General features: G+C 68.1%; 23 protein-coding genes. 14 read left to right on the top strand and 9 right to left on the bottom strand.

Annotated elements, in window-relative coordinates:
* Positions 1 to 140: 140 nt before the first annotated feature.
* Positions 141 to 338 (top strand): BBE domain-containing protein, encoded by a 198-nt coding sequence (locus tag IHE57_RS16870; RefSeq protein WP_209371480.1) that lies wholly within the window; start codon positions 141 to 143, stop codon positions 336 to 338.
* Here the strand turns inward: IHE57_RS16870 and IHE57_RS05605 are convergent.
* The 3 genes from IHE57_RS05605 to coaA all read right to left on the bottom strand — a co-directional run bounded on the left by IHE57_RS05605 (position 271) and on the right by coaA (position 5,199).
* A complete protein-coding gene (locus IHE57_RS05605) occupies positions 271 to 2,007 on the bottom strand; it encodes an AfsR/SARP family transcriptional regulator (protein WP_209371478.1) in 1,737 nt (578 codons plus the stop codon). The two genes, IHE57_RS16870 and IHE57_RS05605, sit on opposite strands and share 68 nt — an antisense overlap.
* A 96-nt stretch (positions 2,008 to 2,103) precedes the next feature.
* The gene (locus IHE57_RS05600) at positions 2,104 to 3,966 is read right to left on the bottom strand and encodes an ABC transporter ATP-binding protein (protein WP_436627483.1); all 1,863 of its coding nucleotides are present in this window, start codon (positions 3,964 to 3,966) and stop codon (positions 2,104 to 2,106) included.
* A gap of 195 nt (positions 3,967 to 4,161) precedes the next feature.
* Positions 4,162 to 5,199, bottom strand: a complete 1,038-nt coding sequence (gene coaA, locus IHE57_RS05595) for a type I pantothenate kinase (RefSeq protein ID WP_209323508.1) — start codon at positions 5,197 to 5,199, stop codon at positions 4,162 to 4,164.
* A gap of 195 nt (positions 5,200 to 5,394) precedes the next feature.
* Between coaA and glmS the strand changes: the two genes are divergently transcribed.
* The 4 genes from glmS to IHE57_RS05575 all read left to right on the top strand — a co-directional run bounded on the left by glmS (position 5,395) and on the right by IHE57_RS05575 (position 10,653).
* Positions 5,395 to 7,269, top strand: a complete 1,875-nt coding sequence (gene glmS / locus IHE57_RS05590; RefSeq protein WP_209371477.1) for a glutamine--fructose-6-phosphate transaminase (isomerizing) — start codon at positions 5,395 to 5,397, stop codon at positions 7,267 to 7,269.
* A 10-nt stretch (positions 7,270 to 7,279) separates the two neighbouring features.
* Entirely contained in the window at positions 7,280 to 7,744 is a 465-nt protein-coding gene (locus IHE57_RS05585) for a holo-ACP synthase (protein ID WP_209323506.1), read from the top strand.
* Between the two features lie 26 nt (positions 7,745 to 7,770).
* Positions 7,771 to 9,036 carry a M20 metallopeptidase family protein gene (locus IHE57_RS05580; protein WP_209371475.1) on the top strand — a complete coding sequence of 422 codons (1,266 nt, stop codon included), beginning with the start codon at positions 7,771 to 7,773 and terminating at the stop codon, positions 9,034 to 9,036.
* A gap of 63 nt (positions 9,037 to 9,099) precedes the next feature.
* Complete coding sequence (locus tag IHE57_RS05575) at positions 9,100 to 10,653, top strand: bifunctional ADP-dependent NAD(P)H-hydrate dehydratase/NAD(P)H-hydrate epimerase (protein ID WP_209371472.1); 1,554 nt, start codon at positions 9,100 to 9,102, stop codon at positions 10,651 to 10,653.
* Between the two features lie 67 nt (positions 10,654 to 10,720).
* Here IHE57_RS05575 and IHE57_RS05570 read toward each other — a convergent pair whose 3' ends face one another.
* Positions 10,721 to 11,401 carry a hypothetical protein gene (locus IHE57_RS05570; RefSeq protein ID WP_209371470.1) on the bottom strand — a complete coding sequence of 227 codons (681 nt, stop codon included), beginning with the start codon at positions 11,399 to 11,401 and terminating at the stop codon, positions 10,721 to 10,723.
* Between the two features lie 142 nt (positions 11,402 to 11,543).
* Between IHE57_RS05570 and alr the strand changes: the two genes are divergently transcribed.
* From alr to IHE57_RS05550, 4 genes are read left to right on the top strand one after another with little or no spacing between them, the layout of a single operon-like run.
* A complete protein-coding gene (gene alr, locus IHE57_RS05565) occupies positions 11,544 to 12,749 on the top strand; it encodes an alanine racemase (protein WP_366933862.1) in 1,206 nt (401 codons plus the stop codon).
* Positions 12,746 to 13,357, top strand: coding sequence for a tRNA (adenosine(37)-N6)-threonylcarbamoyltransferase complex ATPase subunit type 1 TsaE (gene tsaE / locus IHE57_RS05560; RefSeq protein ID WP_209371467.1), 612 nt, complete (start codon positions 12,746 to 12,748; stop codon positions 13,355 to 13,357). The genes alr and tsaE overlap by 4 nt, the downstream gene beginning before the upstream one ends.
* Complete coding sequence (gene tsaB / locus IHE57_RS05555; RefSeq protein ID WP_209371458.1) at positions 13,354 to 14,139, top strand: tRNA (adenosine(37)-N6)-threonylcarbamoyltransferase complex dimerization subunit type 1 TsaB; 786 nt, start codon at positions 13,354 to 13,356, stop codon at positions 14,137 to 14,139. The genes tsaE and tsaB overlap by 4 nt, the downstream gene beginning before the upstream one ends.
* Positions 14,136 to 14,636, top strand: coding sequence for a GNAT family N-acetyltransferase (locus tag IHE57_RS05550; RefSeq protein ID WP_209371454.1), 501 nt, complete (start codon positions 14,136 to 14,138; stop codon positions 14,634 to 14,636). Before tsaB ends, IHE57_RS05550 begins: the two co-directional genes overlap by 4 nt.
* Positions 14,637 to 14,699: 63 nt before the next feature.
* Here the strand turns inward: IHE57_RS05550 and IHE57_RS05545 are convergent, their stop codons facing one another.
* Positions 14,700 to 15,338, bottom strand: coding sequence for a biliverdin-producing heme oxygenase (locus IHE57_RS05545; protein ID WP_209371451.1), 639 nt, complete (start codon positions 15,336 to 15,338; stop codon positions 14,700 to 14,702).
* Positions 15,339 to 15,562: 224 nt separating this feature from the next.
* Here IHE57_RS05545 and IHE57_RS05540 point away from each other — a divergent pair, with 224 nt between their 5' ends.
* Genes IHE57_RS05540 through IHE57_RS05525 form a run of 4 tightly spaced genes read left to right on the top strand, consistent with a single transcriptional unit; the run spans position 15,563 to position 18,789 of the window.
* Positions 15,563 to 16,510 (top strand): aldo/keto reductase, encoded by a 948-nt coding sequence (locus IHE57_RS05540; protein ID WP_209371449.1) that lies wholly within the window; start codon positions 15,563 to 15,565, stop codon positions 16,508 to 16,510.
* Positions 16,507 to 17,079, top strand: coding sequence for an SRPBCC family protein (locus tag IHE57_RS05535; RefSeq protein WP_209371446.1), 573 nt, complete (start codon positions 16,507 to 16,509; stop codon positions 17,077 to 17,079). Before IHE57_RS05540 ends, IHE57_RS05535 begins: the two co-directional genes overlap by 4 nt.
* Positions 17,076 to 18,155 carry a tRNA (adenosine(37)-N6)-threonylcarbamoyltransferase complex transferase subunit TsaD gene (tsaD, locus tag IHE57_RS05530; RefSeq protein WP_209323495.1) on the top strand — a complete coding sequence of 360 codons (1,080 nt, stop codon included), beginning with the start codon at positions 17,076 to 17,078 and terminating at the stop codon, positions 18,153 to 18,155. The genes IHE57_RS05535 and tsaD overlap by 4 nt, the downstream gene beginning before the upstream one ends.
* Entirely contained in the window at positions 18,142 to 18,789 is a 648-nt protein-coding gene (locus IHE57_RS05525; RefSeq protein ID WP_209371445.1) for an NUDIX domain-containing protein, read from the top strand. Before tsaD ends, IHE57_RS05525 begins: the two co-directional genes overlap by 14 nt.
* Positions 18,790 to 19,148: 359 nt before the next feature.
* On the opposite strand, the gene IHE57_RS05520 is transcribed toward IHE57_RS05525, so the two are convergent.
* Positions 19,149 to 20,276, bottom strand: a complete 1,128-nt coding sequence (locus IHE57_RS05520; RefSeq protein ID WP_209371443.1) for a glutamate--cysteine ligase — start codon at positions 20,274 to 20,276, stop codon at positions 19,149 to 19,151.
* Positions 20,277 to 20,422: 146 nt separating this feature from the next.
* Here IHE57_RS05520 and IHE57_RS05515 point away from each other — a divergent pair, with 146 nt between their 5' ends.
* Positions 20,423 to 22,102: a glycoside hydrolase family 3 N-terminal domain-containing protein gene (locus IHE57_RS05515; protein WP_209371441.1), complete on the top strand. Its 1,680-nt coding sequence runs from the start codon at positions 20,423 to 20,425 to the stop codon at positions 22,100 to 22,102.
* Between the two features lie 102 nt (positions 22,103 to 22,204).
* On the opposite strand, the gene IHE57_RS05510 is transcribed toward IHE57_RS05515, so the two are convergent.
* From IHE57_RS05510 to IHE57_RS05500, 3 genes are all read right to left on the bottom strand, one after another.
* Complete coding sequence (locus tag IHE57_RS05510; RefSeq protein WP_209371440.1) at positions 22,205 to 23,098, bottom strand: C40 family peptidase; 894 nt, start codon at positions 23,096 to 23,098, stop codon at positions 22,205 to 22,207.
* 256 nt (positions 23,099 to 23,354) lie between these two features.
* A complete protein-coding gene (locus IHE57_RS05505) occupies positions 23,355 to 24,188 on the bottom strand; it encodes a sulfurtransferase (protein ID WP_209371431.1) in 834 nt (277 codons plus the stop codon).
* Positions 24,189 to 24,267: 79 nt separating this feature from the next.
* A complete protein-coding gene (locus IHE57_RS05500) occupies positions 24,268 to 25,488 on the bottom strand; it encodes a class I SAM-dependent methyltransferase (RefSeq protein ID WP_209371430.1) in 1,221 nt (406 codons plus the stop codon).
* Positions 25,489 to 25,494: the final 6 nt, after the last annotated feature.

The raw sequence follows: 25,494 nt of genomic DNA, 5'->3' as shown, positions 1-25,494 counted from the left end.
TCTCGGCCGAGCTGCGACAGCTCGGGGGAGCCCTGGCGCGCAGACACCCCGACGGCGGTGCGCTCAGTCGCCTTGACGGGAGGTTCCTGCTCTTCGCCGCGGCGATCGCAGAGACTGCCGAGAACGAGGCCCGCGGGCGGATGGACGCCGCTCAACTCGTCCGAAGCCTGTCGCCCTGGAGCACCGGACGCAGATACCTCAACTTCGCCGAGGCGCCGGTCGATGTCGGTGACAACTACGGGGAGCGCGAATGGCTGACGCTCACCCGCGTCAAGAGCGCCTACGACCCCGGGAATGTGTTCGCGGCCAATCACCCCGTGCCGCCGGCGCAGCCGTGAGCACCGCATAGGCCTCCGATCCGCTGCCGAACCCGATCGGTGCGGGGAAGTCGATGCGGCGGTAGAAGGACTGTGCCTCATACCGGTGGCGAAGGGCGGAGGACGCCTCACCCAAGTGCTCCTCCGCCTCGGCGAGGCGGTCGGCGGCCCGGCCGGCGAACAGCCAGCATCCCGACCACTGCGCAAGTTCGAGGCCCGCACGTGAGTGCACGGCCGCCGTCTCCGGGCTGCCCCACAGCAGATGGGCCTTCGCCATCGACGCATGCGCGCTTGCGGCCAGGGGCACGCGCATCGCGGTGTGAGCGTGTCGCAGGACCGTGCGGTACCAGTCGAAGCATTCCACCTCGGCTGCATCACGCATCGAGCAGGCGACATCGAGCAGAACCGGGCCGAGGTCGACCTCGGTGCCGGCCTCTCGGCCGATGCCCCAGGCTCTGAGTGCTCCGGCCACGGCGTCGCGGGGTCGACCGGCCCGCCTGTCGATCTGACTGCGGGTCCGCCACCACATCACCTGTCGGGGCTGTGTTCCGGTCGGTTCGCCGGCGGCCATGAGCGAGTCCTCGGCACGACTGAGACGACGCATATGGGTGAGGACGAGAGCCCGGATGATGCGCAGCATCGCGTCGGTCCCCGTCGTCCGTTCGTCGAGTCTCGACGCCGCACCGAGGAGTCGCAGGGCACGGCGCAGATCCCCGGTCAGTCCCATGACCGCGACCATGTCCCGGAGCAGGAGCGCGCACGTGTTCTCATGCCCGAGCCCCGAGTGGAGGGCCTCCAGGCGCTCGAGCAGCGTCAGCGCCTCGCTGTGGCGTCCCTTGCCCATGAGGAGGTAGGCGAGCTCGCGGCGCAGCGCCGATCCGCGCATGCTCGGGTCGGTCGGGTTCTCGCTGGAGGGAATCAGATCACCGGCAGCATCGACGACCGTCAGTTCGGATCGGATCTCCGCTTCCCGGCTGCAGGCCAGAGCGCGGTGGGCGTCGAGCAGGTCCGGGCCCGGGTCCACGCCCAGATCGGTCAGCGCCCGGTGCACCTCACCGAAGGCGCGGTGCACCTCAGCGTCCTGCCCGGTCTGCTGCAGGGCCGACATCCGCAGAACCTGTGCGCGTTCGTTCTCCGGCTGTTCCTGCGACAGCTGTGTGGCCAGATCGAGCGCCGCGCGTCCGTCGCCGAACTCCAAGTGGAACTCGGCGCGCTTGACCTGCACTCGCGCGTACAGGTCTGCCAGCTCGGACTGCCACGTCACGGTGTCTGGAAGTTCGACACCGGGAAACGGCTCACCGTCCCACAGTGATGCGGCAGCCTCGAGTCGTCGGAGGGCGCCGAGATCGTGGGTGGGCGAAGCCTCGGCGAGGGCGGAGCGGGCACTGCGTTCGAAGTGCCATGCGTCGATGGCCTCCGGGGTGAGGTCGAGTCGGTAGCCGCTGGCCGAATTGATGAGGACACCGTGTCCCAGCTGGCGGCGCAGTCGGTGGACCTGGACGTGCAGGCGCGTGAAGGCACGCTCGGACTGATCGCCTGGCCACAGTGCCTCGACCATGAGCGAGGCCGGTGTCCACACTCGCAGCCGGAGAACCAGCACAGACAGAAGGGATCGCTGCGTGCGTCCCTGCACCCCTCGGGCGACACCGTCATGGAGGACCTCCACGCGCCCCATCACGCGCACAATCATGCGGTCAGCGTAGCGGTCGCCCTGAAGACGGGGAAGATCGCGACGAACCTCACGAAAGCCCCGCGTCACTGACGCTGCGGCGTCGGTCCGGCCGGATCAGCTCGAGGCGAACTGGGTGGCGTAGAGCTCGGAATAGCGGCCGCCGCGGCCGACGAGCTCATCGTGGGAACCGGACTCGATGATGCGCCCGGCTTCGATGACGAGGATCGTGTCGGCCTGCCGGATCGTTGAGAGCCGGTGCGCGATGACCAGTGCCGTGCGACCGTGCATCGCCTGAGCCAGGGCCTGCTGGATCGCCGCCTCGTTCGTCGAATCCAGCGCCGAGGTGGCCTCGTCGAGGACGACGATCTCCGGGGACGCGAGCAGCATCCGGGCGATGGTCAGCCGCTGGCGCTCGCCTCCCGACAGACGGTACCCGCGCTCTCCCACGACCGTGTCCAAGCCATCGGGAAGCGCAGCGATGACGTTCGACAGCTGCGCCCGATCGATCGCGTCGCGCATCTGCCCCTCGGTCGCGTCGGGGTTGACGAGGGCGAGATTGGCACGGATCGACTCATGGAAGACGTGACCGTCCTGGGTGACGACGCCGACGGCCTCGCGCAGATCGGCGAACGACAGATCCCGCACATCGACTCCGCCGATGCTGATCGTGCCGCCGGTGACGTCGTAGAGGCGCGGCAGCAGGGAAGCGATCGTCGATTTCCCCGCCCCCGATGAACCGACGAGGGCGACGGTGTGCCCGGCGGGAATCGTGAAGCTCAGATCATGGATGACCTCGTCGCCGCCTCGGGAATCGAGCACGGAGACGTCTTCGAGGCTGGCCAGGCTGACCTGTTCGGCGCTGGGGTAGGCGAAGTCGACGTGATCGAAGACCACATCGAGACCGCTGGCAGGCAGCCGTCGCGGCTTCTCGGGTTCTTTGAAGTACGGCACGAGGTCGAGGATCTCGAACACGCGCTGGAACGATACGACCGCGCTCTGGATGTCCAGGCGGGCATTGGCGAGCATCGTCAGGGGAGTGTAGAGCCTGGTCAGCAGCAGCGCCAGGGTCACGACCTGACCCGCGTTGAGGTTGCCGAGCACGGCCTGCGCACCGCCGACACCGTAGACCAGGGCAAGCGCCAAGGCGGAGACCAACGTCAGCGAGGATACGAACGTCGACTGCAGCATTGCGACCTTCACCCCGATGTCGCGGACCTGTCCGGCACGATCGGCGAACTCCTCATTCTCCTTGCGGGGATTGCCGAAGAGTTTGATGAGTGTGGCACCGGCGGCTGAGAACCTCTCGGTCATCCGCGTCGACATGTCCGCGGAGTTGTTCGCGGCTTCGAACTGCAGAGCGGCGAGCTTCCCGCTGAGCAGGCGGGTGGGAATGATGAACAGGGGCAGCAGCAGGATCGACATCACGGTCACCTGCCAGGAGATCGTGACCATGACGCCCACGGTCAGTGCCAGGGACACGAAGTTCGACACGATTCCGGACAGGGTGTTCGAGAACGCCCGCTGGGCGCCGATGACATCGGTGTTGAGCCGGGAGACCAGAGCGCCGGTGCGGGTGCGGTTGAAGAAGGCGATCGGCATCGACTGGACGTGGTCGTACACCGCCGTGCGCAGATCGAAGATCAGCCCCTCACCGATGCGGGAGGACAGATACCTGTTCGTGATCGAGATCGCGGCGTCGGCGATGGCCAGACCGCCGATGGCCACGGCCAGCCACACCACAGTTGAGACGGGGCCGCCGCCGGTGATCGCGTTGACGACATCGCCGGCGAGAACTGGGTTGAGCACGCCGATTCCCGCGGTGAGGACGGAGAGGACGAGGAAGACGATGAGCTTGCGCTTGTGCCGCGTCGCGTACGCGGCGATCCTCCGGTAGATGCCCGGTTGGATGGTCGTCTGGGGGGTCTTCTGGTTCTTGACCGAGGAGTACATCAGACGGTGCGCGGAGGGCATACTCACAGTGGGTCCCTTTCTGCTGCCGAAGCTCTGCTGCCGATGCGACCGAGCACGCACGGGTCTCACACCCGTGTCGATGCAGGGTTCGCCCGCATCCGATCGCCGCTGAAGGCGGGTGGCTCTCCGACGGAGAGTACAACAATGCACTCAGTGCAACTGTTCAGGGGCCGAAACTATTTCCTCGACCCCGCGCCGGGCTCACAGCTTGCGCAGCTGCACTTTCCGGATCGTGTGATCGGCGGACTTGTGGAGCACGAGGTCGGCCCGGCCCCGGCTGGGCTGGACGTTCTCGCGCAGGTTCGGGAAATTGATGGAGTCCCAGATCTCCGTGGCCAGGGTGACGGCTTCGTCGTCGTCGAGCTGTGAGTAGCGGTGGAAGTAGGAGTCCTCGTCCTGGAAGGCACCGTGCTTGAGCTTGAGGAAGCGGGAGACGTACCACTGCTTGATGTCCCGGGAGCGGGCGTCGACGTAGACGGAGAAGTCGAAGTAGTCGCTGATCGCCAGCCCCACGGTGCCGTCCTGACGGGGGCGTGCGGGCTGCAGGACGTTGAGGCCTTCGACGATGAGGACATCGGGGGAGCGGACGACCACCTCGGCGCCGGGGACGATGTCGTAGGTGTGGTGGGAGTACACGGGGGCTCGGACTTCCGGGGAGCCGGCCTTGACGGCGGAGATGAACTTGAGCAGTTTGCGCCGATCATAGGATTCGGGGAATCCCTTCCGGCCGGTCAGGCGGCGGCGGGCGAGCTCGGCATTGGGGTAGAGGAACCCATCGGTAGTGATGAGTTCGACGCGGGGAGTGTCGGGCCACCGGGCGAGCAGTTCGCGCAGCACGCGTGCGGTCGTCGACTTCCCGACGGCCACGGAGCCTGCCACCCCGATGACGAAGGGCGTGCGCTTGGCGTCCTGCGGCTCCAGTCCCTGCTCGTGCAGCGGCGAGAAGAACTGCCGGGTCATATCGTGTTTGGACCGTCTGGCCGAGACGTAGAGGTTGAGCAGTCGCGACAGGGGCAGGTACACCTGGGCCACCTCGTCGAGGTTGATCCGATCGCCGAGGCCGCGCAGCCGTTCGATGTCGCGCTGTTTCAGCGGCAGGGGAGTGGCCTGGGCGAGCGTGCCCCAGACCTCACGGTCGAACTCCCAGAACGGGGACGTCGAGTCGGGTTCGCTGCGACGGGCAGGGCTGAGTCCGGCGAGCCGGCGCGCGCGGTCCAGCTGGGGGTCGACTGTGCTCATGCGCCCCATTGTGTCATGCGTCATGTTCGCTTCCCTCGCCGAGGCGGCCCGTGAGACGCGCCCGGGCCGCGACCCCGTCCGCCCGGGCCGAGGCCGGGCCCGACGGGTGCCCCACCGCGTGCAGTTGATCACGTTGCCGTGATCATGACTCGCCGGAATGCGCGAGATCGGCCGCGAGTGCGTAAAATCTCCCTCATGTGTGGAATCGTTGGCTATGTATCCAAGGCCCCCATCGACAATGCCGATCATCAGGCGCTCGACGTCGTGCTCGGCGGCCTGAAGCGGCTCGAGTACCGCGGCTACGACTCGGCCGGGGTCGCGCTCGTCACCGCTGACGGTGAGCTCGCCTCGGCGAAGAAGGCCGGGAAGTTCTCCGCCCTGATCGAGGAGATCGAGGCCAACCCGCTGCCGGCCGCGCAGACCGGCATCGGCCACACGCGGTGGGCCACCCACGGCGGCCCCACCGACGTCAATGCCCACCCGCACCTGGCCGACGGCGGCAAGCTCGCGCTCATCCACAACGGCATCATCGAGAACTTCGCGCACCTGAAGAAGGACCTCGTCGCCGAGGGCGTCGAGTTCCTCTCCGAGACCGACACCGAGGTCGCCGCCGCCCAGCTGGCCAAGAACTACCGCGAGATCGGTGACCTCACCGCCGCGATGCGGATCACCGCGACCGAGCTCGAGGGTGCGTTCACCCTGCTCGCCGTCCACGCCGACGCGCCGGGACAGGTCGTGGCCGCCCGCCGCAACTCGCCGCTGGTCATCGGCCTCGGCGAGGGGGAGAACTTCCTCGGCTCCGATGTCGCCGCCTTCATCGACTACACCCGCACGGCCGTTGAGATCGGCCAGGACGAGGTCGTGACGATCACTCCGGACGAGGTCGTGATCACCGACACCCAGGGCAACCCTGTCGAGGGTGAGCGCTTCGAGGTCGACTGGGACACCGCGGCCGCGGAAAAGGGCGGCTACGCCTCCTTCATGGACAAGGAGATCCACGACCAGCCGCAGGCCATCGCCGATACGCTGCTCGGTCGTCTCGACACCGAGGGGCGACTGACCCTCGACGAGATGCACATCGATGAGTCGGTGCTGAAGTCCGTCGACAAGATCGTCGTCATCGCCTGCGGCACCGCCGCCTACGCCGGTCAGGTCGCGAAGTACGCGATCGAGCACTGGTGCCGCATCCCCACCGAGGTCGAACTCGCGCACGAGTTCCGCTACCGGGACCCCGTCGTGACCGAGAAGACCCTCGTCGTGGCGATCTCGCAGTCGGGCGAGACGATGGACACGATCATGGCCGTCCGCCACGCCCGCCAGCAGGGCGCGAAGGTCATCGCGATCTGCAACACCTTCGGCTCGACGATTCCGCGCGAATCCGATGCCGCCCTCTACACGCACGCCGGCCCGGAGATCGCCGTCGCCTCGACGAAGGCGTTCCTGTCCCAGGTCGTCGCCTGCTACCTGCTCGGCCTCTACCTCGCGCAGCTGCGCGGCAACAAGTTCCGCGACGAGATCGCGACCATCCTGTCCGAGCTGCAGACCATCCCCGAGAAGGTCCAGCACATCCTCGATGAGACGAAATCGCAGGTGCTCGCCCTGGCCGATCGCAACCAGGACGTCGGCTCGGTGCTGTTCCTCGGCCGTCACGTCGGCTATCCGGTGGCGATGGAGGGAGCGCTCAAGCTCAAGGAGCTCGCCTACATCCACGCCGAGGGCTTCGCCGCCGGCGAGCTCAAGCACGGACCGATCGCACTCATCGACGACGGCCAGCTCGTCATCATCATCGTGCCGTCCAAGCGCGGCCGGGATTCGCTGCACGCGAAGGTCATCTCGAACATCCAGGAGGTCCGCGCCCGCGGTGCGAACACCGTCGTCATCGCCGAGGAGGGAGACGAAGAGGTCGACCAGTTCGCCTCCGAGGTCATCTCCGTGCCGGAGACCACGACGCTCATGGCTCCGCTGCTGACGACGGTTCCGCTGCAGATCTTCGCGATGGAACTGGCCACGGCCAAGGGACTCGACGTCGACCAGCCGCGCAACCTCGCGAAGTCCGTCACCGTCGAGTAAGGACGAGACGATGGCCATTCTGGGAATCGGCACCGACATCGCCGATGTGCCGCGCTTCGCCGAGCACATCGAACGCGTGCCCGAACTCCTCGACCGGCTGCTGACTCCTGCCGAACAGCTCAAACGCAACGGCAAGCGCCGCACCGATGCCTCCCTGGCCGCGCGGTTCTCCGCGAAGGAGGCGCTGAAGAAGGCGATCGGCTTCCCCGGCTGGCTGCCCTGGCAGTCCGCCGAGGTGGTGCCCGCCCGCTCCGGTGCGCCCTCCTTCCGGCTGCGCGGGCTCGTGCTCGAGCACTTCAGGCGGATCGGCGGGACGAACATCCACCTGTCGATCACCCACGATGCGGACCTGACGATGACCTTCGTCATCGCCGAGGGCGAAGGTCCGTCGCTCAGTCCCGGCATCGAAGGCATCGCCGAGCACTTCAGCCACTCGATGTACCGCCCGGACGGCGGACGGGAACAGACGTCCTGAGCTCAGGAGTCATAGACTGAGGGATCATGAGCTCACTTCCCGATCCCACCGAGGCAGTCGCCTCCTCCGTCCACCTGCCCACCGCCGACGACGCCGCGGACATCGCCCCCGGCCTGGTCGCCCTCCGGCGAGAGCTGCACGAGAACGTCGAGCTCGGCCTCGACCTGCCGATCACGCAGAAGCTCGTGCGTGAGGCCATCGAAGGCCTCGACGTCGAGGTGAGCACGGGAGAGGGCCTGTCCTCCATCGTCGTCGTGCTCCGCGGCGGCGCCCGGAGGAAGGATTCGACCGGCGTCGTGCCCGCAGTGCTCCTGCGCGGGGACATGGACGGTCTGCCCGTGACCGAGGCCACCGGCTTCGACTTCGCGGCCACCTCGGGCAGGATGCACGCCTGCGGCCACGATCTGCACACCGCAGGCCTCGTCGGCGCCCTCAAACTCCTCCACCGGGACCGCGAATCCCTGCCCGGCGACGTCGTCTTCATGTTCCAGCCGGGTGAGGAAGGCTATGACGGGGCCGGGAAGATGATCGGCGAAGGCGTCCTCGACGCCGCCGGCCCACGCGTCAAAGCCGCCTTCGGCATCCACGTCTCCGCCGACGCCGACCTCGGTGTGGCCTTCAGCCGTCCGGGGCCCTATATGGCGGCGTTCTCGAAGATGACGATCACGGTGACCGGCAAGGGCACCCACGCCTCCCGCCCGGCCACCGGCAAGGACCCGATCCAGGTCGGTGCCATGCTTGTGGGCCAGCTCCAGGAGTACGTCACCCGCCGCTTCGACATCTTCGACCCGATCGTCATCACCGTCGGCCAGTTCAACGGCGGCACCGCACCGAACGTCGTCCCCGACAGCGCCTCCCTCGTCGTGAGCGTGCGCACCTTCTCCGAAACCGTCACCGCCCGCGCCGAGGTGGAGCTGCCCCAGCTCGTGCGCGACCTCGTCGCCGCGCACGGTCTCAATGCCGATGTCGACTACGAGTCCGTCCTGCCGCCGACGATCAACGACGATGCCGAGGCCGAGTTCTTCCTGTCCACCTTCGCCGACCTCTTCGGACCCGAGCGTGCGGTGCGCAGAGCGAACCCGCACCCGGGCTCCGAGGACTTCTCCCGCGTGCTGGCCCAGGTGCCCGGCGCCTATGGGCATTTCGGTGTGGCGCTGCCGAACCTGCCGGTCGCAGAGCGCGAGGCCAACCATTCCCCGCGTGCCCGCCACAGCGACGACGGGCTGGCCGACCACGCTCTGTTCCTCGCCCATCTGGCCGGGCGCAGACTCGCGCAGCTGGCCGAGGACTGATCGGGCTGTCGCCGGAGACGGCATACGGTTGAGGCAGAACGTCGAGACGTGAAGGAGCAGTCGATGAGTGTGTTCGCCTATCCGAGCGAGGTCATCCGCGAGGCCGAGGTGCCTCTTCTCGAAGCCGGTGTCGCTCTCATGGCCCGGGCGGCCCGCGCCCTGGCGAACATCGCCGGAGAGACGCTGGCGACTGACAGGGGCCGGGTCACCGGCTCGCGCGTCTGTGTGCTGGCAGGCCCGGGCAACAACGCCGGGGACGCTCTCCTCGCCGCGGCCGCTCTCGCCAGGCGGGGCGCGGCCGTCACGATCATCACCCTCTTCGAGCATACGCACGCCGAGGGGCTGGCCGCCGCCCGCCGCAGCGGGGCCCAGGTCATCGCCTTCGCCGCCGACCCCGCCGAGGCGACTGCCGCCGGCCCCGCCGACCCCGACCACGCCGAAGCGCTGCGGGAGCTGACGCGCGCCGATCTCGTCCTCGACGGCATCCTCGGCACGGGCGGCAGGAGAGGCCTGCCCGAGCACATCGCCGGACTCATCGCCGCCTGGGCTCCGCATCGCAGGGGCCGTCTCATCGCCGTCGACGTGCCGTCCGATCTCAGCCCCGAAACCGCCGGCGCCGAGCAGCGGATCCACGCCGACCGGACCGTGACCTTCGGCGGCCTCAAGGCCGAACTCGTCGATCCGCGAGTGAGCGCATTCACCGGCGCCATCGACGTCATCGACATCGGACTCGACCTCGACCCGGAGCTGGCGACTGCAGAGCTGCTCGACGAGGGCGACCTCGTCACCGGCTTCCCCCGCCCCGCAGACGACGGGCACAAATACTCGCGGGGGGTCGCCGGGGTGCTGGCCGGGTCGGAGGAGTATCCGGGTGCCGGCGTGCTCACGACAACTTCGGCGGTGAATTCGGGGGCCGGCATGGTTCGCTGCCTCGGGTCTGCGGCCGTGGCCGAATTCGTCATCGGCCTGCACCCCGAGGTGGTCACCGCCTCCGGCCGGGTCGACGCGGTCGTCCTCGGCCCAGGAGATCCCGAACCCGAATTCCTCCAACCCGTCATCGACGCGCTGACAGGCACCACGATCCCGGTCGTCATCGACGCGGGCGGCCTCGACATGGTCGGACGCGCCGAGACGATGGCCGACACCTGGCTGGGCGATCGTCCCCTCCTCATCACCCCGCACGCCGCAGAGCTGGCGCGGCTGCTCAGCCGCCTCCTCGGCGAGATCATCACGGCCGGTCGGATCGGTCAGGATCCGCTCGGCTGGGCCCGGCAGGCAGCGGAGCTGACCGGAGCGATCGTCCTGCTCAAGGGCCACCACACGGTCATCGCCGCCCCCGATGGGCATACGGTGCTGCCCGAACCGGGGCCGGCGAGCCTGGCCACGGCGGGAGCCGGCGATGTGCTGGCCGGGGTGCTCGGCGCGCTCTTCGCGATCGCCTCGGCCCGCAGCCGCTACAGCAGCGATGATCGGTCGCTGCTGTCGCATCAATGGGCTCGCCTGGCCGGACTCGCCGTGCTGATCCACAATGCCGCCGGACGGCGGGCGATCAACGCCTCCGGAATCGCCGACGCCCTCGCCGAGGTGGTCGACGCTCTCATCCACGGCCAGGACTGAGGCTCACTCCCACGAGGGCGGGCCGGGGCAGGCCCAGCCACCCGCCCGCCCCGGCCCGAGCGCATCCTCAGTGGATGACGATCTGCGTCTTCGTCGCCCCCTCCCACTTCATCGCCTTGACGAGGCTGGCCTCATACATCGACACGCACCCGGCGGTCTTCATCGACTCGGTGTTCGCATGGAGGAAGATCGCCGAACCCTTGCCCGGAGTGCGAGCCTCGTTGTACCCGATGACCTGGGCGTACTTGTACGGTTTGGGCTGATAGAGCGATTCGCCCGTATACCCCTCGGACTTCAGCTGCATCGTGTTGTAGCCTTCCGCCTTGGTCGCATCACCGTCGACCCAGACATGGTCACGGGTGACCTTCGTCCAGGGCTTCTGCAGACCGGGATTGCTCGACGTGCCGAAGCCCTCGCGCATCCAGAACACACCCTTCGGGGTCTTGCCGTCGCCTTCGCGCTTGTCCGCCGTCGTCCCGTTGTACCCGAGCCGGGCTTTGAACGGACCGCTGTCGCGCACATAACGGCTGCCGGACTTGCGGCACAGATAGATGTCGGCGGTGACCGTCGAGCGCTGTCTGACCTCGATGGCCTTCGCCGCCGTGACCTTCGAGTTCGATTCGATGCCGGTGCAGTGCTTCGCCGCCGCCGAGGCGGCCCCGGCACCCGAGGCGAGGGTGAGGACCGCGGCGAACAGCGCGGTCACGAGCACCATGGCCAGGGTGCGAGCGGATGTGCTGGTGTGCATGACTGTCTCCTTCGTCGTCAATTGCGTCCGCGGCCGCCGGCAGGATCGCCCGTGGCCGCGGGGGTTCATCGTAACGGAGGCCACGGCCGGCTCCGGGGTCCCGATACAGACCGGTCAGAGGTGTCGGCGGTACTCTTGTCCAGTGACATCTTTCGACATTCCCGAGGCGCTGGTGCGGGCGGAGATCGACGAGGCGGCCCTGCGCGACAATGCCGCAGCACTGGCCTCGCAGCTCGCCCCCGCCCGTCTCAAATGCGTCGTCAAGGCCAATGCCTACGGTCACGGAGTCGACATCGTCGCCCCTGCCCTCTTCGCGGCCGGTCGGCGCGAGTTCTGTGTGGCCACGATCCCCGAGGCCCTGGAGCTGCGCAGCCTGCTCGGTCCCGAGGCCGAGATCCTCGCCTGGCTCTACGGGCCGACCACCGACCTCGACGAGGCGGTGCGGGCAGGCATCGAACTCGGCGTCTCGACGGTCGCCAGCCTCGATCGTCTGGCCGCCGCGGCCCAGCGCACGGGCACGACGGCCCGGCTCCACCTCAAGATCGACACCGGGCTGGGCCGCAACGGACTCGCTCCGGATGCGCTGGTCCGTGCCTTCGAATGGCTGCGCCGGGCCGCTGAGGACGGATGCCCGGACATCCGCGTCGTCGGCATCATGAGCCACTTCGCGGTCGCCGACGAACCCGAACGCCCCGAGACCGCCGCGCAGAGTGCGGTCTTCTCCTCCGCTCACGGGCAGCTTCGGGCGGTCCTCGACGCCGCCGACGGTCGCCTCGGCGATTCGGAGGCCCTCGACGTGCATATCGCGAACTCACCGGGCGCGCTCACCCTGGGCCCCTGTCCGGGCACCTCGGCGCGGGTGGGGTTGGCGCTCTACGGTCTCTCCCCGCTCGAGGGAACGGATTCGGAGGCGCTCGGGCTGCGACCGGCCCTGCGGCTGCTGTCCACGGTCATCAACCTCAAGGACATCCCCGCAGGTCACGGCGCCTCCTACGGGCTGACCTTCACGGCCGCGACGGACACCCGGTTCGCGCTCGTGCCCGGCGGATACGGTGACGGTCTTCCCCGGGCGGCATCGAATCGCGCCGAGGTGGCCATCCGCGGCCGCCGCTATCCCGTCGTCGGACGCATCGCCATGGATCAGATGATCATCGACATCGGTGCCGGAAACGACGAAGTCGCCATCGGCGACGAGGTCGTCATCTTCGGCCCCGGCGGCCCCAGCGCGGCCGAATGGGGGACCTGGGCGGACACGATCAACTACGAGATCGTCACCCAGCTCAGCGCCCGCGTCCACCGCTGCGTGCGGGACGAGAGCACGGACGTGACGGAAGGAGGCGGACGATGAGAGTCGAGATCGAATCGCTGGAGCAGATGCGCACCGTCGCCGAGGTGCTGGCCGGACATCTGCAGGCCGGAGACCTGCTCATCCTCACGGGCAACCTCGGTGCCGGCAAGACGACCTTCACCCAGTCCCTGGGCGCGGCCCTCGACGTGGCCGGGCGGATCACCTCGCCGACATTCATCATCGCCCGCGAACACCCGTCACGGGCCGGAGGTCCCGCCCTCGTCCACGTCGACGCCTACCGGCTCGCCGACGGTGAGGAACTCGAGGACCTCGACCTCGACTCCGAACTCGACGAATCGATCACCGTCGTCGAATGGGGTGCCGGGATGGCCGAGCAGCTGAGCAGCGACTATCTCGAGATCACCATCGCCCCGGTGCAGTCTGACGAGCCCAGCGATGCGGCCGCCGGCGGCTCCGGCACGCAGAGGCAGACCGACGCTCAGACGGACGGTGAGGCGGCCGACGACGCCGAGGACGAGGAGGCCGAGGACGAACGACGCACCGTCGACCTCACCGGCCACGGCACCTCATGGGCCGAGCGGCTGCCGCGGCTGCACGCGGCGATCACAGCAGTCGAAGGCATGACGACCGGGGGAGAGAGACCATGATCATTCTCAGCATCGACACCTCGCAGGCGGCGTCCGTGGCGCTCGTGGACACGGACTCCGGTGAGGTCATCGCCGCCGAAGCCGCCGATGACCGACGCCGGCACGTCGAATTCATCGGGCCGGCGCTCGCCCGAGTGCTCGCCGCCGATGCCCGTCCCGACCTCGTCGTCGTCGGCATCGGGCCCGGCCCGTTCACCGGCCTGCGCGTGGGCATCGCCGCGGGAATCGCGGTCGGGCAGGCCCGCGGCATCCCAGTCAGAGGTCTGCTCTCCCACGCCGCGATCGCCGCACAGCTGGTGCGGACCGGGCGGGCGGACGCGGCCGGAACCGGTGTCGCAGCGTCGTCTGCAGACGCGTCCGCTGCCTCCGGCCGTCCGGTGCTCATCGCCTCCGACGCCCGGCGCAGAGAGGTGTACTTCAGCGTCTACGACTCCGCCGAGGCCACTCTGAGCTCCGGTCCCTTCGTGGCCCGGCCCGATGAGGTCGCCTCGGTGCTCGCCGACCACGGCTTCGGCCTCGAGCGGCCCGACCCCGCCGGAGAGGCTTCTCCGACCGCTGGTCTCACGCCGATCGGCGAGCGGTGCGGACGCGGGTTCCTCCTCTATGCCGATGTTCTCGGCGCTCCGACACAGGAGGAGATCTCGGACCCGCGCGCCGAGTTCCTCGCTCTCGCCGCCGCCCGCGAACTCGCCGCCGGCAGGCAGCTGGGCGAACCGGTCCCCGAATACCTGCGCGAACCCGACGCGAAGGCCGCTCCGGTGCGCGAGAGTTCGCTGAGATGACTTCCGAGACGACCATCGCCGAGCTGCCCTGGTGGGATCTCGCCGAGGTCGCCGCCCATGATGCGGAGGTCTTCGGGCCCACCGCATGGACGCTTCGCTACTACTGGTCGGTCAAGGCGCAGAACGGCACGGTCATGCTCGCGGCCAGGACCGAGCCGGGGACGGGGAATGACGCGGACCAGGCTGTGGGCACGTCCGCCTCGGCGGGGGAGCTGGTCGGGTGGATCGTCATGTCCGCGGCCGGCGGCGAAGCCGATGTGATGACGATCGCGACCACCGAGGCGGCACGCGGCAAGGGCATCGGCCGGGCACTGCTCCTGGCCGGCCTCGACTGGGCCAGGGAACGAGGAGCCGAAGTCGTCCACCTCGAGGTCGACGAGCGCAACTTCGCAGCGCTGGCCCTGTACTCCTCCCTCGGCTTCGAGGAATGGGGGAGACGGCCGGACTATTACCCCGGTGCCGCGGCCGTGCTCATGCGGGCTCGGGTTCAGGACTGACCCGGACCGCATTCGGGCGGTCGTCTCGGCGGCGGGTTCCGGCGGTGCTCGCGCAAGTCTGCTTCAGGCGACCGTGACCGTCCGACGTTCTGTGGCCTCGGTGAGGTCGACGAGGAGGTCGCCGTTGAGGCGGAAGGCCTCCATCGTCTCGTCGATGACGATCTGTTCGTCGCCGCCGGTCGCGGCCACCTCATCGAGGCGTCGACGGTAGGCGTCCTTATACGGCTTCGTCTTTCCGATCCCGGTGAAGTCCCACATCGTCAGTGACGTGGCCGGCAGGGCGTAGTGACGGCGCATGAGAGTTCCGATGGCCTGCCCGCCGGACAGGTCGCCGAGGTAGCGCGTGTAATGGTGGGCGATGACCTGTTCGGGGCTGTCGAGGCTCTCCAGATGAGACGCATAGGCGTTCGCGCTGGGCATGACGGGCAGCTCGGTGCCCTCAAGCGCGGCGAGATCTGCGGAGATGCGGTCGGAGCGGAAGAGCAGGGCGTCGTGGAACGGGGCGAAGACGGGATCGCCGGCGAAGTCCCGCGACCTCGCCTCGAGCACCGGGTAGATGACATCGTACTGCCGGAGCAGGAGCGCATAGGCCCGGGCATCGAGGCGGCCCTCCATGAGGTCGACCATGAACGTGGTGTGTTCGACCTCGTCATGGATGGCGGCAGTGCTGCTCTTGAGGCGAGCGGAGAACTGTTCGGTCATTGCGGTTCCTCGGGGAGAAGACGACGAGCAGGAAGCCTGCTCGTCGGGGGTGGGTTTCCATGGCACGTCGACGCTGATCTTGAGATGAGCTTAGCCTAAGTTTACTGCGGAGGGCCAGACCCTGATCTGGCAGACGGGCAGCCCCTGATCTGGCAGACGGGCAGCCCCTGATCTGGCAGACGGGCAGACCGTGAGTCTTCAGGCGAGGCGAGTAGGCTGGAGGCATGACACGTGTGCAATTGGCAGATACCGATCTCTTCGTCCACCCACTGCAACTGGGCGGCAACCCCTTCGGATGGGGCGCGGATCGGGATCAGAGCTTCGCGGTCCTCGACGCCTACGTCGAGGCGGGCGGGAACTTCATCGATACGGCCGATGCCTACTCGGCCTGGGTCGACGGGAACTCCGGCGGCGAATCCGAGACGATCATCGGCGAATGGATGAAGTCCCGCGGCAACCGTGACGAGATGGTCATCGCGACGAAGGTCGGCATGCACCCCGAGCACCGAGGCCTCGACCCGGCGAATATCCGCGACTGCGTCGACGATTCCCTGCGTCGCCTGGGCACCGACCACGTCGACGTCTACTACGCCCACCGCGACGATGACGAAGTCGATCAGGTCGCCGTGGCCGAGACCTTCGACGCGCTGGTGCGCTCCGGCAAGGTCAGCTACCTCGGTGCCTCGAACTTCAGCCTCGAACGGCTGCAGAACGCGCGGAAGATCTCCACGAAGTTCTCCCTCGCCTGCTACCGGGTCGTCCAGGACCGGTTCAACCTCGTCTCCCGCGCCGCCGTCGATCCCCAGAAGCAGGCCTATCTGCGCTCAGAGGGCATCGCCGAACTGCCCTTCCACTCCCTGGCCTCCGGGTTCCTCACCGGCAAGCACACCGGAGGAGACGCCACCGGAAGCGTCCGCGGCGACCGGGTTGCCGATTTCGTCGAGGATCAGAAGGCCCTCGGCGCTCTCGAAGTCCTTCACGACGTCGCCTCCGCCCATGATGCGACGATGACGGCCACGGCCATCGCCTGGCAGCTCAGCCATGACTTCATCCCCTCGACCATCGCCTCGGCGCGAGTGCCCGAACAGCTCACCGAGCTGCTCGCCGGTGTCGAAATGCAGCTGAGCGCCGAGGAGATCACGGCCTTGACAGAATCGTGGGTGGAGGAATGAGCACGACCTCCCCGCGCCTGGTCACCTGGGAGAACGGCACCGACCTCGTCATCGAGATGCCTCTGGCACTCGACGTCGAACGGGTCTGGGACGCACTGACCGACAGCGCGAGTGTGAGGACCTGGTTCGCCCCGTTCCGCCTCGGCGAAGAACCTGCGAACACCGACACCGACGCCGACAACGACGCCGACGCACCGGCAGCCCGCCCGATCATCTTCGAACTTGAGGACGTCGAACTCACCGGAACGGTCCTCAGCTGCGAGACCTGCGACCATGTGCTGTTCGAACTCGAGGGCTTCGGAGTGTTGGGCATCCGGCTCGTGCCCCTCGACGGTGACGCCGGACAGGGGACTTCGGACGCCGGACGGGAGACCCTGCTGGTGTTCACTCAGACCGCCGCCGATGCCGACGCCGCCCGGACGCGGGCCGAGGAATTCGGGCCGATGTGGGACACCCACCTGCGACTGTTCGCCCGCACCCTCGGAGCCGAGGTCGCAGAGATGAGCGAACCCGAACTCGACGCCGTCTACTCGAACCTCGAACTCGAGACAGCAGAGGCCGAGTCATGAGCGAACCACTTGTCCTCGGCATCGAATCCTCCTGCGACGAGACCGGAGTGGGGATCGTGCGCGGCCGCAGGCTGCTGACGAACACTGTCTCCTCGTCGATGGACGAGCACGTGCGCTTCGGCGGCGTCGTGCCCGAAGTCGCCTCCCGTGCCCATGTACAGGCCATCGGCCCGGCCATCGCCTCGGCCTGTGAGACCGCCGAGGTGGAGCTGTCCGACATCGACGCCGTCGCCGTGACCGCGGGCCCGGGTCTGTCCGGTGCGCTCATGGTCGGTGTGGGCGCGGCCAAAGGGCTCGCCGCGGCACTCGACCGACCGCTCTACGGGGTCAACCACCTGGCCGCCCACGTCGCCGTCGATCTCGTGGCCGAGGACGTCGACGGGCTGACCACCCCGACCATCGCCCTGCTCGTCTCCGGCGGACACACGGAGATCCTGCGCCTCGGCGATGTGGTCGATGACATCGAGCTCCTCGGTGCGACCATCGACGACGCTGCCGGCGAGGCCTTCGACAAGACCGCCCGTCTGCTCGGCCTCAGCTATCCGGGCGGGCCGAACATCTCGAAGGCGGCCCTTGGCCTGCTCGACGGCACCGGGGTCCCCGGCGACCGGACAGCGGTGAAGTTTCCCCGCGGACTGGCGAAGAAGCAGGATCTGCGCGATCCCGAACGCCGGTACAACTTCTCCTTCTCCGGTCTCAAGACCGCGGCCCTGCGCGAAGTCACCAAGGCCGAGACGCTCGGCACCGACCTGCGCGTGGCCGATATCGCCGCCGGATTCGAAGACGCCGTCGTCGACGTGCTCGTGACCAAGACCCTGCTCGCTGCGGCCGATACAGGAATCGACCATGTCGTCCTCGGTGGGGGAGTGGCCGCGAACACCCACCTGCGGGAGGTGCTCGCCGCTCGCTGTGCTGAGGCAGGGGTGACCCTGCGGGTGCCGCCGTTGAGGCTGTGCACCGACAATGGGGCGATGGTCGCAGCCCTCGGAGCCGAACTCGTCTCGCGCGGGATCGGGCCCAGCGACCTGTCCTTCGCAGCCGTCTCCTCCCTGGATGTCGATCATGTCCTCGTCTGAGAACGAAGAGGCCCGTGCCGCGAGCGATTCTGCGAAACGCGCGGCGAACAGCGCCGCGAGCGAAGCCGCGGAGCGGAACGCTCAGGCGGCGAACGACGGCGCGGACAGTGCCGCGGCGAGGAACGCTCAGGCGGCGAAGTCGACGCGCCTGCCGGACGGTCGGCCGCCTCGGCGATCCGGGGACGGGTGGACGTACGGATCCGACGGGCAGAAACATTGGGGGCTCAATGGGGCCGCCGGGCTCATGCTCGTCGACCCCGAGCGCGGGGTGCTCATGCAGCATCGGGCGCTGTGGTCGGTCGAGGGAGGGACCTGGGGCTTCCCCGGCGGCGCACGTGACATGGGCGAGTCGGCCGTCGACGCCGCGGTCCGCGAGTCGTGGGAGGAAGCCGGGGTGCCGGACGAGGACGGTTCGGGCATCGAGATCCTCGAGACTCATGTCCTCGACCTCGACACGTGGTCCTATACGACGGTGATCGCGAAGACCCTGCGCCGCTTCGACGCCGTCATCAGCGACCCCGAGAGCATCCAGCTGGCCTGGGTGCCGCTCGACGAGCTCCGGGACTATCCGCTGCATCCGGGCGTCGCTTCTGCGCTGCCGACGCTGCTGGAGCTTCTCCGTCCGCATCTGTAGGTCAGCCGCGCACTTCTGCGACAGCCGCCCGCACCTCTAGGCCAGCTGCACGCCGAGAAACGCGTGCGCGCGCTCTGTGTCAGGCTGTTGTGAGACAGCCTGCCACAGAGGGTGCGCACCCGTGTTTCGGTACTTGACCCGTCTTTCGATGGGTGAGCCATGAGGACTGGTCGCGAACGGATAGTTTTGGCGCGGAGAAGTCTCCGTTCATGACCAGTGTTTCGGGAGAACGTCGCCGCAGCCGCACGTAGGCAGCTGCCCGGGTGGCTGAGTGTCTCCTGCGGGCGGATCCACTGCGAAATCCCATCGAGAATCACGACGGATCCGCCCGCAGGAAGCATGTGCAGGCCCCGGGCCCCCTAGGTGTAGGAGGTGCGGAGGTCGCCGATGAGGGAACGGGTCACCTCGGTCAGCGACCCGGTGGATCGGAACACTCGCTGCAGACGCTGATACGGCACACCGCGTTCGATGATCGACGTGATGGAGTGCAGCTCCTCGGCGCAGCCGAGGCGTTCGGCGACCGGGCTCAGGCGCTCGATCTCATCGGCCAGGCACTCGGTGACGAGCCGCTCATCGGCCTCGGCGTTTTCGATGATGATCGCGTCCATGCCATAGCGGGCCGCCCGCCACTTGTTCTCGTTGTGGAACCAGTCGGGCATCGTCGGCAGCGTCTCCCCGGCGTCGAGGCGGGCGGAGAAGTCATCGACGAGGCACTGGATGAACGCGGTGATCGCGAGGATCTCCTCCAAGGTCGGAAGTCCGTCGCAGACGCGGACCTCGACGGTGCCCCAGTGCGGGGCGGGCCGGATGTCCCAGCGGATCTCATTGATGTGATCGATGATGCCGGTGGTGAGCATGTCGTCGACGTACTTCTCGTAGTCGGACCACTGATCGAACTGGAACGGCAGACCCGCGGTGGGCAGCTGCTGGAACATCATCGCCCGGTTCGAGGCGTACCCGGTGTCCGTGCCGCCCCAGAAAGGAGAGGACGCGGACAGAGCCTCCAGGTGGGGGACGTAGGCGAGCAGAGCGTTGACGATCGGCAGGACCTTGTCGCGGGAGTCGATTCCGACGTGGACGTGGACGCCGAAGATGAGCATGTTCCGTCCCCACCACTGGGTGCGATCGACGAGTTCGAGGTAGCGGTCCTTGGCCCGGACCTCCTGCGACTGCCACTGCGCGAAGGGGTGAGTGCCCGCCGACATGAGTTCGATGCCGCGCGCCTCGGTCAGCTTCCGCAGCGCCGCCATCGAGGTGGCCAGATCCTCGGCGATGGCCGACGCCTGAGTGTGCACACCGGTGACGAGCTCGATGGTGTTCGTGAGCATCTCACCGACGATCTGGTCCTCGAACTCGGGAGCATGTTCGGCCACATCCGCCAACAGGGTCTCGGCCGCGGGGGTCAGGTCAAGGCTCTGACTGTTCAGGAGAGCCAGTTCCCATTCGACACCGATGGTGGAGCGGGCAGAGTGAGCGAAATCGACCATGGATCGATCATAGTGGCGTGACGCCGAAACTCCCTCCTCAGCCGCCGGATTCGGACACACTGACCACCGTCCGGTGAAGCGCTGCGCAATGGCGTCGACGACTGCGGCCTCACCGCCGGTTCAGGTCGACCGTCTAGCATGGGGACATGTTCTCCTCGCGCCTGAGCCTCCTGGCTCTGACCACGACCCTTGCGCTCGTCGGCTGCTCCGGCGGGGCGACGCCTGAATCCGAGACGAACGGGGAGAGAACACCCTCCCAGGCAGAGGCGCAGACCGGGCCGCAGTCCGAAACCGATACGTCCCTGTCCGACCCCGCCGAGGCGGACCCGGCCGACTACCGCGACGAGGCCGAAGACATCGTCGCAGGCTTCTCCGACGACGAACTCGCCGGATCCCTCATCATCGGCACCTGGGACGGAACGGACACCCGGACAGCCGTGGACATGGTCGAGCAGAACCACCTCGGCGGGGTCATCGTCATGGGCTACAACCTGCCGGAGAACCCGACGACCGAGCAGGTCACATCGATGACCGAGCAGATCTCGGGGGCGCGCACGAAGGGCCAGCCGGTGTCGATCGGAGTCGACCAGGAAGGCGGCCCGGTCTCCCGCCTGAGCACCGCCGCCCTGCCGTTCCCGCCGCTCATGGCCCTGGCCGCCACCGAGGACTCCGATCTCGTCACCCAGGCCACGACAGTGCAGGGGACGAACCTCACGGACCTCGGCTTCACCATCGACTTCGCCCCGGACTCCGACGTCACCACGGGCCCCGACGACGTGGCGATCAACGTCCGCTCGGCCGGCACCGATCACAAGGACGCCGCCGAGGTCGTCGCCGATGCGGTCACCGGCTACCGTGCCGGAGCCGTGGCCAGCTCCGCGAAGCACTTCCCGGGACACGGCCGCCTCGGCGTGGATTCGCACGAGAGCCTGCCGGTGTCGAAGAAGACGATCGAGGAGCTCGAGGACACGGATCTGCTGCCGTTCAAGTCCGCCGTCGCGGCCGAGGTGCCGATGGTGATGATGGGCCATATCGGCCTGCCCGATGCGAAGACCACGCCGGCGACACTGAACAGGAAGGCGTACTCGGCATTGCGGGACACCCTCGACTTCGACGGCGTCATCACCACGGATGCGCTGAATATGGAGGCGGTGCCGCAGAACCTGGGCGGCGGGGAGACCGTGAAGGCACTCGCCGCCGGTGCCGATATCGCGCTCATGCCGCCGGACTCGGCCGCCGCGCAGAAGGCGATCGTCACCGCGATGGGCGACGGGACGCTGCAGAAGAAGGACGTCGTGAAGAAGTCCGAACGGGTCGTCGCCATGCAGCTGGCCACCGCCGACGCGCAGAAGAGCCTGAAATCGAACGATGAGTCCGCGGGCGGCTCTGGAACCTCCGAAGAGGGGTCCGATGGCTCCGCGGACGCCGCCGCGGACCCGAAGAAGGTCCTCACCGAGGTGGCCGAGAAGTCGCTGACCGTTCTCAAGGGCGAGTGCTCCTTCGCCGGCACGGATGCGATCTCGATCGTCGGCGGCAGCGAGAAGGAGCAGTCGGCGCTGCGGAAGGCGGCCGAGGACGTCGGACTCAAGGTCGGGTCGAGCGGAACCTCCGTGAGCCTGAGCCCGAAGAGCTCCGCCGAGGTGGCCGTCGGCACAGCTGCCCCGTGGACGATGCGCAGCACCTCGGCCTCGACCGCGGTGACGGCATATGACTCGAATCCCTACGCACTGCGGGCCGTGGCGAAATGGCTCAAGGGCGATCTCGACGCGAGCGGCACGCTGCCCGCAGAGTATGACGGCAGCGACAAAGCCCCCGACTGCGGCTGAGCCAGGGCCGCGACCGTGAGCGCGCAGGGCTGAGCCAGACACGGAACCCCTCGCAGGCAAGGGATGATGAGCCTGCGAGGGGTTCCGTGAGGTGGGGCCGGATCAGAGAACGCGGATGAAAGTGACGTCGCCCATCCAGCTGAAGCTGCGCTTCGAGGTGCCCGATCCCGGCGAACCGGCATCGTACATCTGTCCGCCGCCGGCGTAGATGCCCACGTGACCGGGGTGCCAGATGAGATCGCCCGGCTTCGCCTCTGCCTGGGAGACGACCGTGCCGGAGGTCTTCTGCGCTCCCGACTGTCGGGGCAGATCCACGCCGACATGGCTGTAGACCCAGGACGTGTAACCAGAGCAGTCCCAACCGCTCTGCGAGGTTCCGCCGTAGACATAGGGGGTTCCGACCCCCTTCTTCGCCCAGCCGATGACCTGCTCGGCCTTCGAACCATCGATCGGTCCCGAGCTGTCGGAGTCGCCGGAATCCTTCTTCGGGGTCTCATCCGAGGAGCCGGTGTCATCGGAGGCCTTGTCATCCGCGGTCTCTGCCTTCGCCGAATCCTCATCCGAGGACTCACTCGAATCCTCATCGGACGTCTCGCTGGACGACGACTGAGTCTGTGCCGGAGACTCGGTCGCCGGCTTCGGTTCGGGCTTCGGCTTCGGCTTGGGCTTCGGTGCTCCCTCGGCGGTGATGACGTCGACGTCAACGGTGGCGGCGCCGCCCTGATCGCTCTCCTCGGAGCCGCTGCCGGCCTGGATGGTCGGCGTCTGGTTCTTGAACTCGACCTGAGCGTGGTCGTCCGACTCGGCTGAGACCGACGCCGTGTCGTCGGCTGTCTGCCCCGTCGCGGGGAGAACCGCCGCGGTGAGCAGGCCGCCGCTGGCGGCGACGACTGCAGCGCGACGACCGAATGCCCCGGAGTTCGCATCGAGCAGTTCGGTCAGGGGTGTCTTGACCTTGGTTTCGGCGGCGCGGCGGCCGTGCTGCTTACGTGCCACGTTTTCCTCTCGTCGTCATGAACGTTTTCACCAACTGTAACGAATCTGTGATCTTATGTCACGGTTCCGTTACAAAAGATGTGCGATCGGAAGTGTGCACGGTTTTGCGAGGTCAGAGGCTTGTAGAGGGTGAAATCGAGGAGGAATCCACGCAGGAAACACGGTACTGCTCTGTGATTTAACACACGGTGACGGGTACCGCGTAACGATTCGTGACTGTTTCGTAACGAGCGCCGCCACGACGACGGCCGCGGCTTCAGCCGCGGGTTTCGACTGGGCGTTCGGGGTCGGCCGACCAGCCGGACCAGCTGGCAGGGTAGAGACTCGCCTGCACGCCGAGCGTCGCCAGCGCCAAGGCGTTGTGACAGGCGGTGACGCCCGAACCGCAGTAGACGCCGACCGGACTCTCGAGCGCACCGAGTGCGGTGAACCGTTGGCGCAGGGCTGCCTCGTCGAGGAAAGCCCCGTCGCGGACGTTCTCCGTCGCCGGCGCGTTCTTCGCTCCGGGGATGTGCCCGGCCTGCGGATCCAGCGGTTCGGTCTCTCCGCGGAAGCGCTCCGCCGCGCGGGCGTCGAGCAGCACCCCGTCCCAGGCGGACACGTCAGCGGCGTCGATGATCGGCAGCGAGCCCGGGGAGATGGAGACGCTGCTCGGTGCGACCTCGGGCGAGGCGCCGATCTCGACTTCTCCGCCGGCCGCTTCGTAGGCGGCCAGCCCGCCGTCGAGCACGCGGGCGTTCAGTCCCGCCCAGCGCAGCAGCCACCAGGCGCGGGCGGCACCGAGAGAGGAGTTGGCGTCATAGACCACGACCTCGGTATCGGAGTCGATGCCCCAGGAACGGACCGTGTCCTGGAACTGTCCGGCGCTCGGCAAGGGGTGCCGGCCCGCTGTGGCTTCTGTGTTCGCGTGGTCGGCGAGCTCGGTGTCGAGATCGACGTAGATCGCACCGGGGATGTGGCCGGCGGCGAAGTCGTCCCGGCCATCGGGCTTCGGCAGGGTCCAGCGGACGTCGAGCAGCCTCGGTGCGCGCGACGAGGCCTGCAGTCTCAGCAGTTCTGCGGCGCTGATGAGGACGTCGGAGCGGTTCATTTCGGTCTCCTTCTGCGGGGTGTTCGGGGGTCTCAGCGGCGAGTTCCGGGGAAGCGCGGCTCAGGCACGATCGGCGATGTCATCCCACCGGCCGGGTCAGCAGCACGACGTGGCGTTCGCCGAGGCGGGTGAAGACGAGCGTGGCCTTGTCTCCCTTCGGCAGTTTCAGCTGACGTCGAACCTGGTCGGGCACGATGTCGGCGCCGCGCTTCTTGACCACGACCGAACCGATGCCACGGCTGACCAGCTCCTTGCGCAGGCTCGCGATCTTCGCCGGCAGGACGTCGACGACCTCGTAGGCCGTGACCCCCGCCGAGGCGGGACCGGTCGGTTCGACGTCGGTGGTCAGGTACGCGATCGACGGATGCACCCGGCGTGCCTGCAGCGGGGCGCACAGTGCGGCGACGAGCCCGGCGCGCACGATCGCGCCATCGGGTTCGAGCAGATAGGAGCCCAGTTCGCCGATGCCCGCCTCGTCCTCGTCGGGCAGATCGTCCTCGTGCACGAGGAGCGTGCGCTCGCCCATGACGAGGGCTCCGCGACCGGGACGCTGCCGGGCCGCACCGAAGTAGAGGCAGACCTCGACGACCTCACCATTGTGAGAGACCCACTGCGCCTCGGCTTCAGCCGGGACGAGTCCGTGGTCGAGGGCCGGGCCGAGCTTAACCCCGGCCGCTTTGGCCTTCAGCGCCTTGTCGACGACCCAGGACAGGGACGGTGAGAAGGCCTCGGGGTCGGTGATCCGGGCGGTCGACCCGCGGCGGTCGGCCTTGCCGACCGTCCGCCGGGCCGGGTCGAACCACAGAGCGTCGAAGCCGTCGAGGTCGACGTCCTCGGCGCGAGAGTGTTCGACCTCGGCATCGGGCAGGTGGCGGAGGTTGAAGGCGGCGAGGGCGGCGGTGACCTCATCGGCGTCGACGGCGCTGACCTGCGCGCCCATCCCGGAGAAGGCGATGGAATCCGCACCGATCCCGCACCCGAGGTCGGCGATGCGGATCGTGTCATCCTCCGACGCCTCACCGAGGAGACGGCGGGCGTGGTGGGCGGCCACCGGCAGGCGGGTGGCCTGAGCGAGCCCGTCGCGGGTGAAGAGCATGTCATCGGCGAAGGGGCCGAGCTTCGCGGCCGCTTCCTTCCGCAGCCTCGCCTGTGTCAGCAGCGCGGCGGTCACCTCGGCGGAGTAGCCCTCTTTCCGCAGGGCCGACGACCGGGCGAGCTCGTCGCCGGGCAGGTCGTCGATGTGATCGAGCCGGTCGAGGACGGCGACGTCGAGCAGTTCGGTCAGAGTCTGCGGATCCATAGGCTT

This window comes from Brevibacterium renqingii (assembly GCF_017808105.1).
Lineage (GTDB): Bacteria > Actinomycetota > Actinomycetes > Actinomycetales > Brevibacteriaceae > Brevibacterium > Brevibacterium renqingii.
Note: the sequence above shows the minus strand (reverse complement) of the source record. Positions and strands in the feature narration are given on the sequence as shown.

Coding starts and splice junctions, on each gene's coding strand:
- IHE57_RS16870 (WP_209371480.1), top strand. CDS start 141: ATGGACGCCGCTCAACTCGTCCGAAGCCTGTCGCCCTGGAGCACCGGA.
- tsaD (WP_209323495.1), top strand. CDS start 17,076: ATGAGCGAACCACTTGTCCTCGGCATCGAATCCTCCTGCGACGAGACC.
- IHE57_RS05545 (WP_209371451.1), bottom strand. CDS start 15,338: ATGACCGAACAGTTCTCCGCTCGCCTCAAGAGCAGCACTGCCGCCATC.
- tsaE (WP_209371467.1), top strand. CDS start 12,746: ATGAGAGTCGAGATCGAATCGCTGGAGCAGATGCGCACCGTCGCCGAG.
- IHE57_RS05605 (WP_209371478.1), bottom strand. CDS start 2,007: ATGATTGTGCGCGTGATGGGGCGCGTGGAGGTCCTCCATGACGGTGTC.
- IHE57_RS05585 (WP_209323506.1), top strand. CDS start 7,280: ATGGCCATTCTGGGAATCGGCACCGACATCGCCGATGTGCCGCGCTTC.
- glmS (WP_209371477.1), top strand. CDS start 5,395: ATGTGTGGAATCGTTGGCTATGTATCCAAGGCCCCCATCGACAATGCC.
- coaA (WP_209323508.1), bottom strand. CDS start 5,199: ATGAGCACAGTCGACCCCCAGCTGGACCGCGCGCGCCGGCTCGCCGGA.
- IHE57_RS05575 (WP_209371472.1), top strand. CDS start 9,100: ATGAGTGTGTTCGCCTATCCGAGCGAGGTCATCCGCGAGGCCGAGGTG.
- IHE57_RS05505 (WP_209371431.1), bottom strand. CDS start 24,188: ATGAACCGCTCCGACGTCCTCATCAGCGCCGCAGAACTGCTGAGACTG.
- IHE57_RS05515 (WP_209371441.1), top strand. CDS start 20,423: ATGTTCTCCTCGCGCCTGAGCCTCCTGGCTCTGACCACGACCCTTGCG.
- tsaB (WP_209371458.1), top strand. CDS start 13,354: ATGATCATTCTCAGCATCGACACCTCGCAGGCGGCGTCCGTGGCGCTC.
- IHE57_RS05535 (WP_209371446.1), top strand. CDS start 16,507: ATGAGCACGACCTCCCCGCGCCTGGTCACCTGGGAGAACGGCACCGAC.
- IHE57_RS05550 (WP_209371454.1), top strand. CDS start 14,136: ATGACTTCCGAGACGACCATCGCCGAGCTGCCCTGGTGGGATCTCGCC.
- IHE57_RS05525 (WP_209371445.1), top strand. CDS start 18,142: ATGTCCTCGTCTGAGAACGAAGAGGCCCGTGCCGCGAGCGATTCTGCG.
- IHE57_RS05520 (WP_209371443.1), bottom strand. CDS start 20,276: ATGGTCGATTTCGCTCACTCTGCCCGCTCCACCATCGGTGTCGAATGG.
- IHE57_RS05500 (WP_209371430.1), bottom strand. CDS start 25,488: ATGGATCCGCAGACTCTGACCGAACTGCTCGACGTCGCCGTCCTCGAC.
- IHE57_RS05570 (WP_209371470.1), bottom strand. CDS start 11,401: ATGCACACCAGCACATCCGCTCGCACCCTGGCCATGGTGCTCGTGACC.
- IHE57_RS05540 (WP_209371449.1), top strand. CDS start 15,563: ATGACACGTGTGCAATTGGCAGATACCGATCTCTTCGTCCACCCACTG.
- IHE57_RS05580 (WP_209371475.1), top strand. CDS start 7,771: ATGAGCTCACTTCCCGATCCCACCGAGGCAGTCGCCTCCTCCGTCCAC.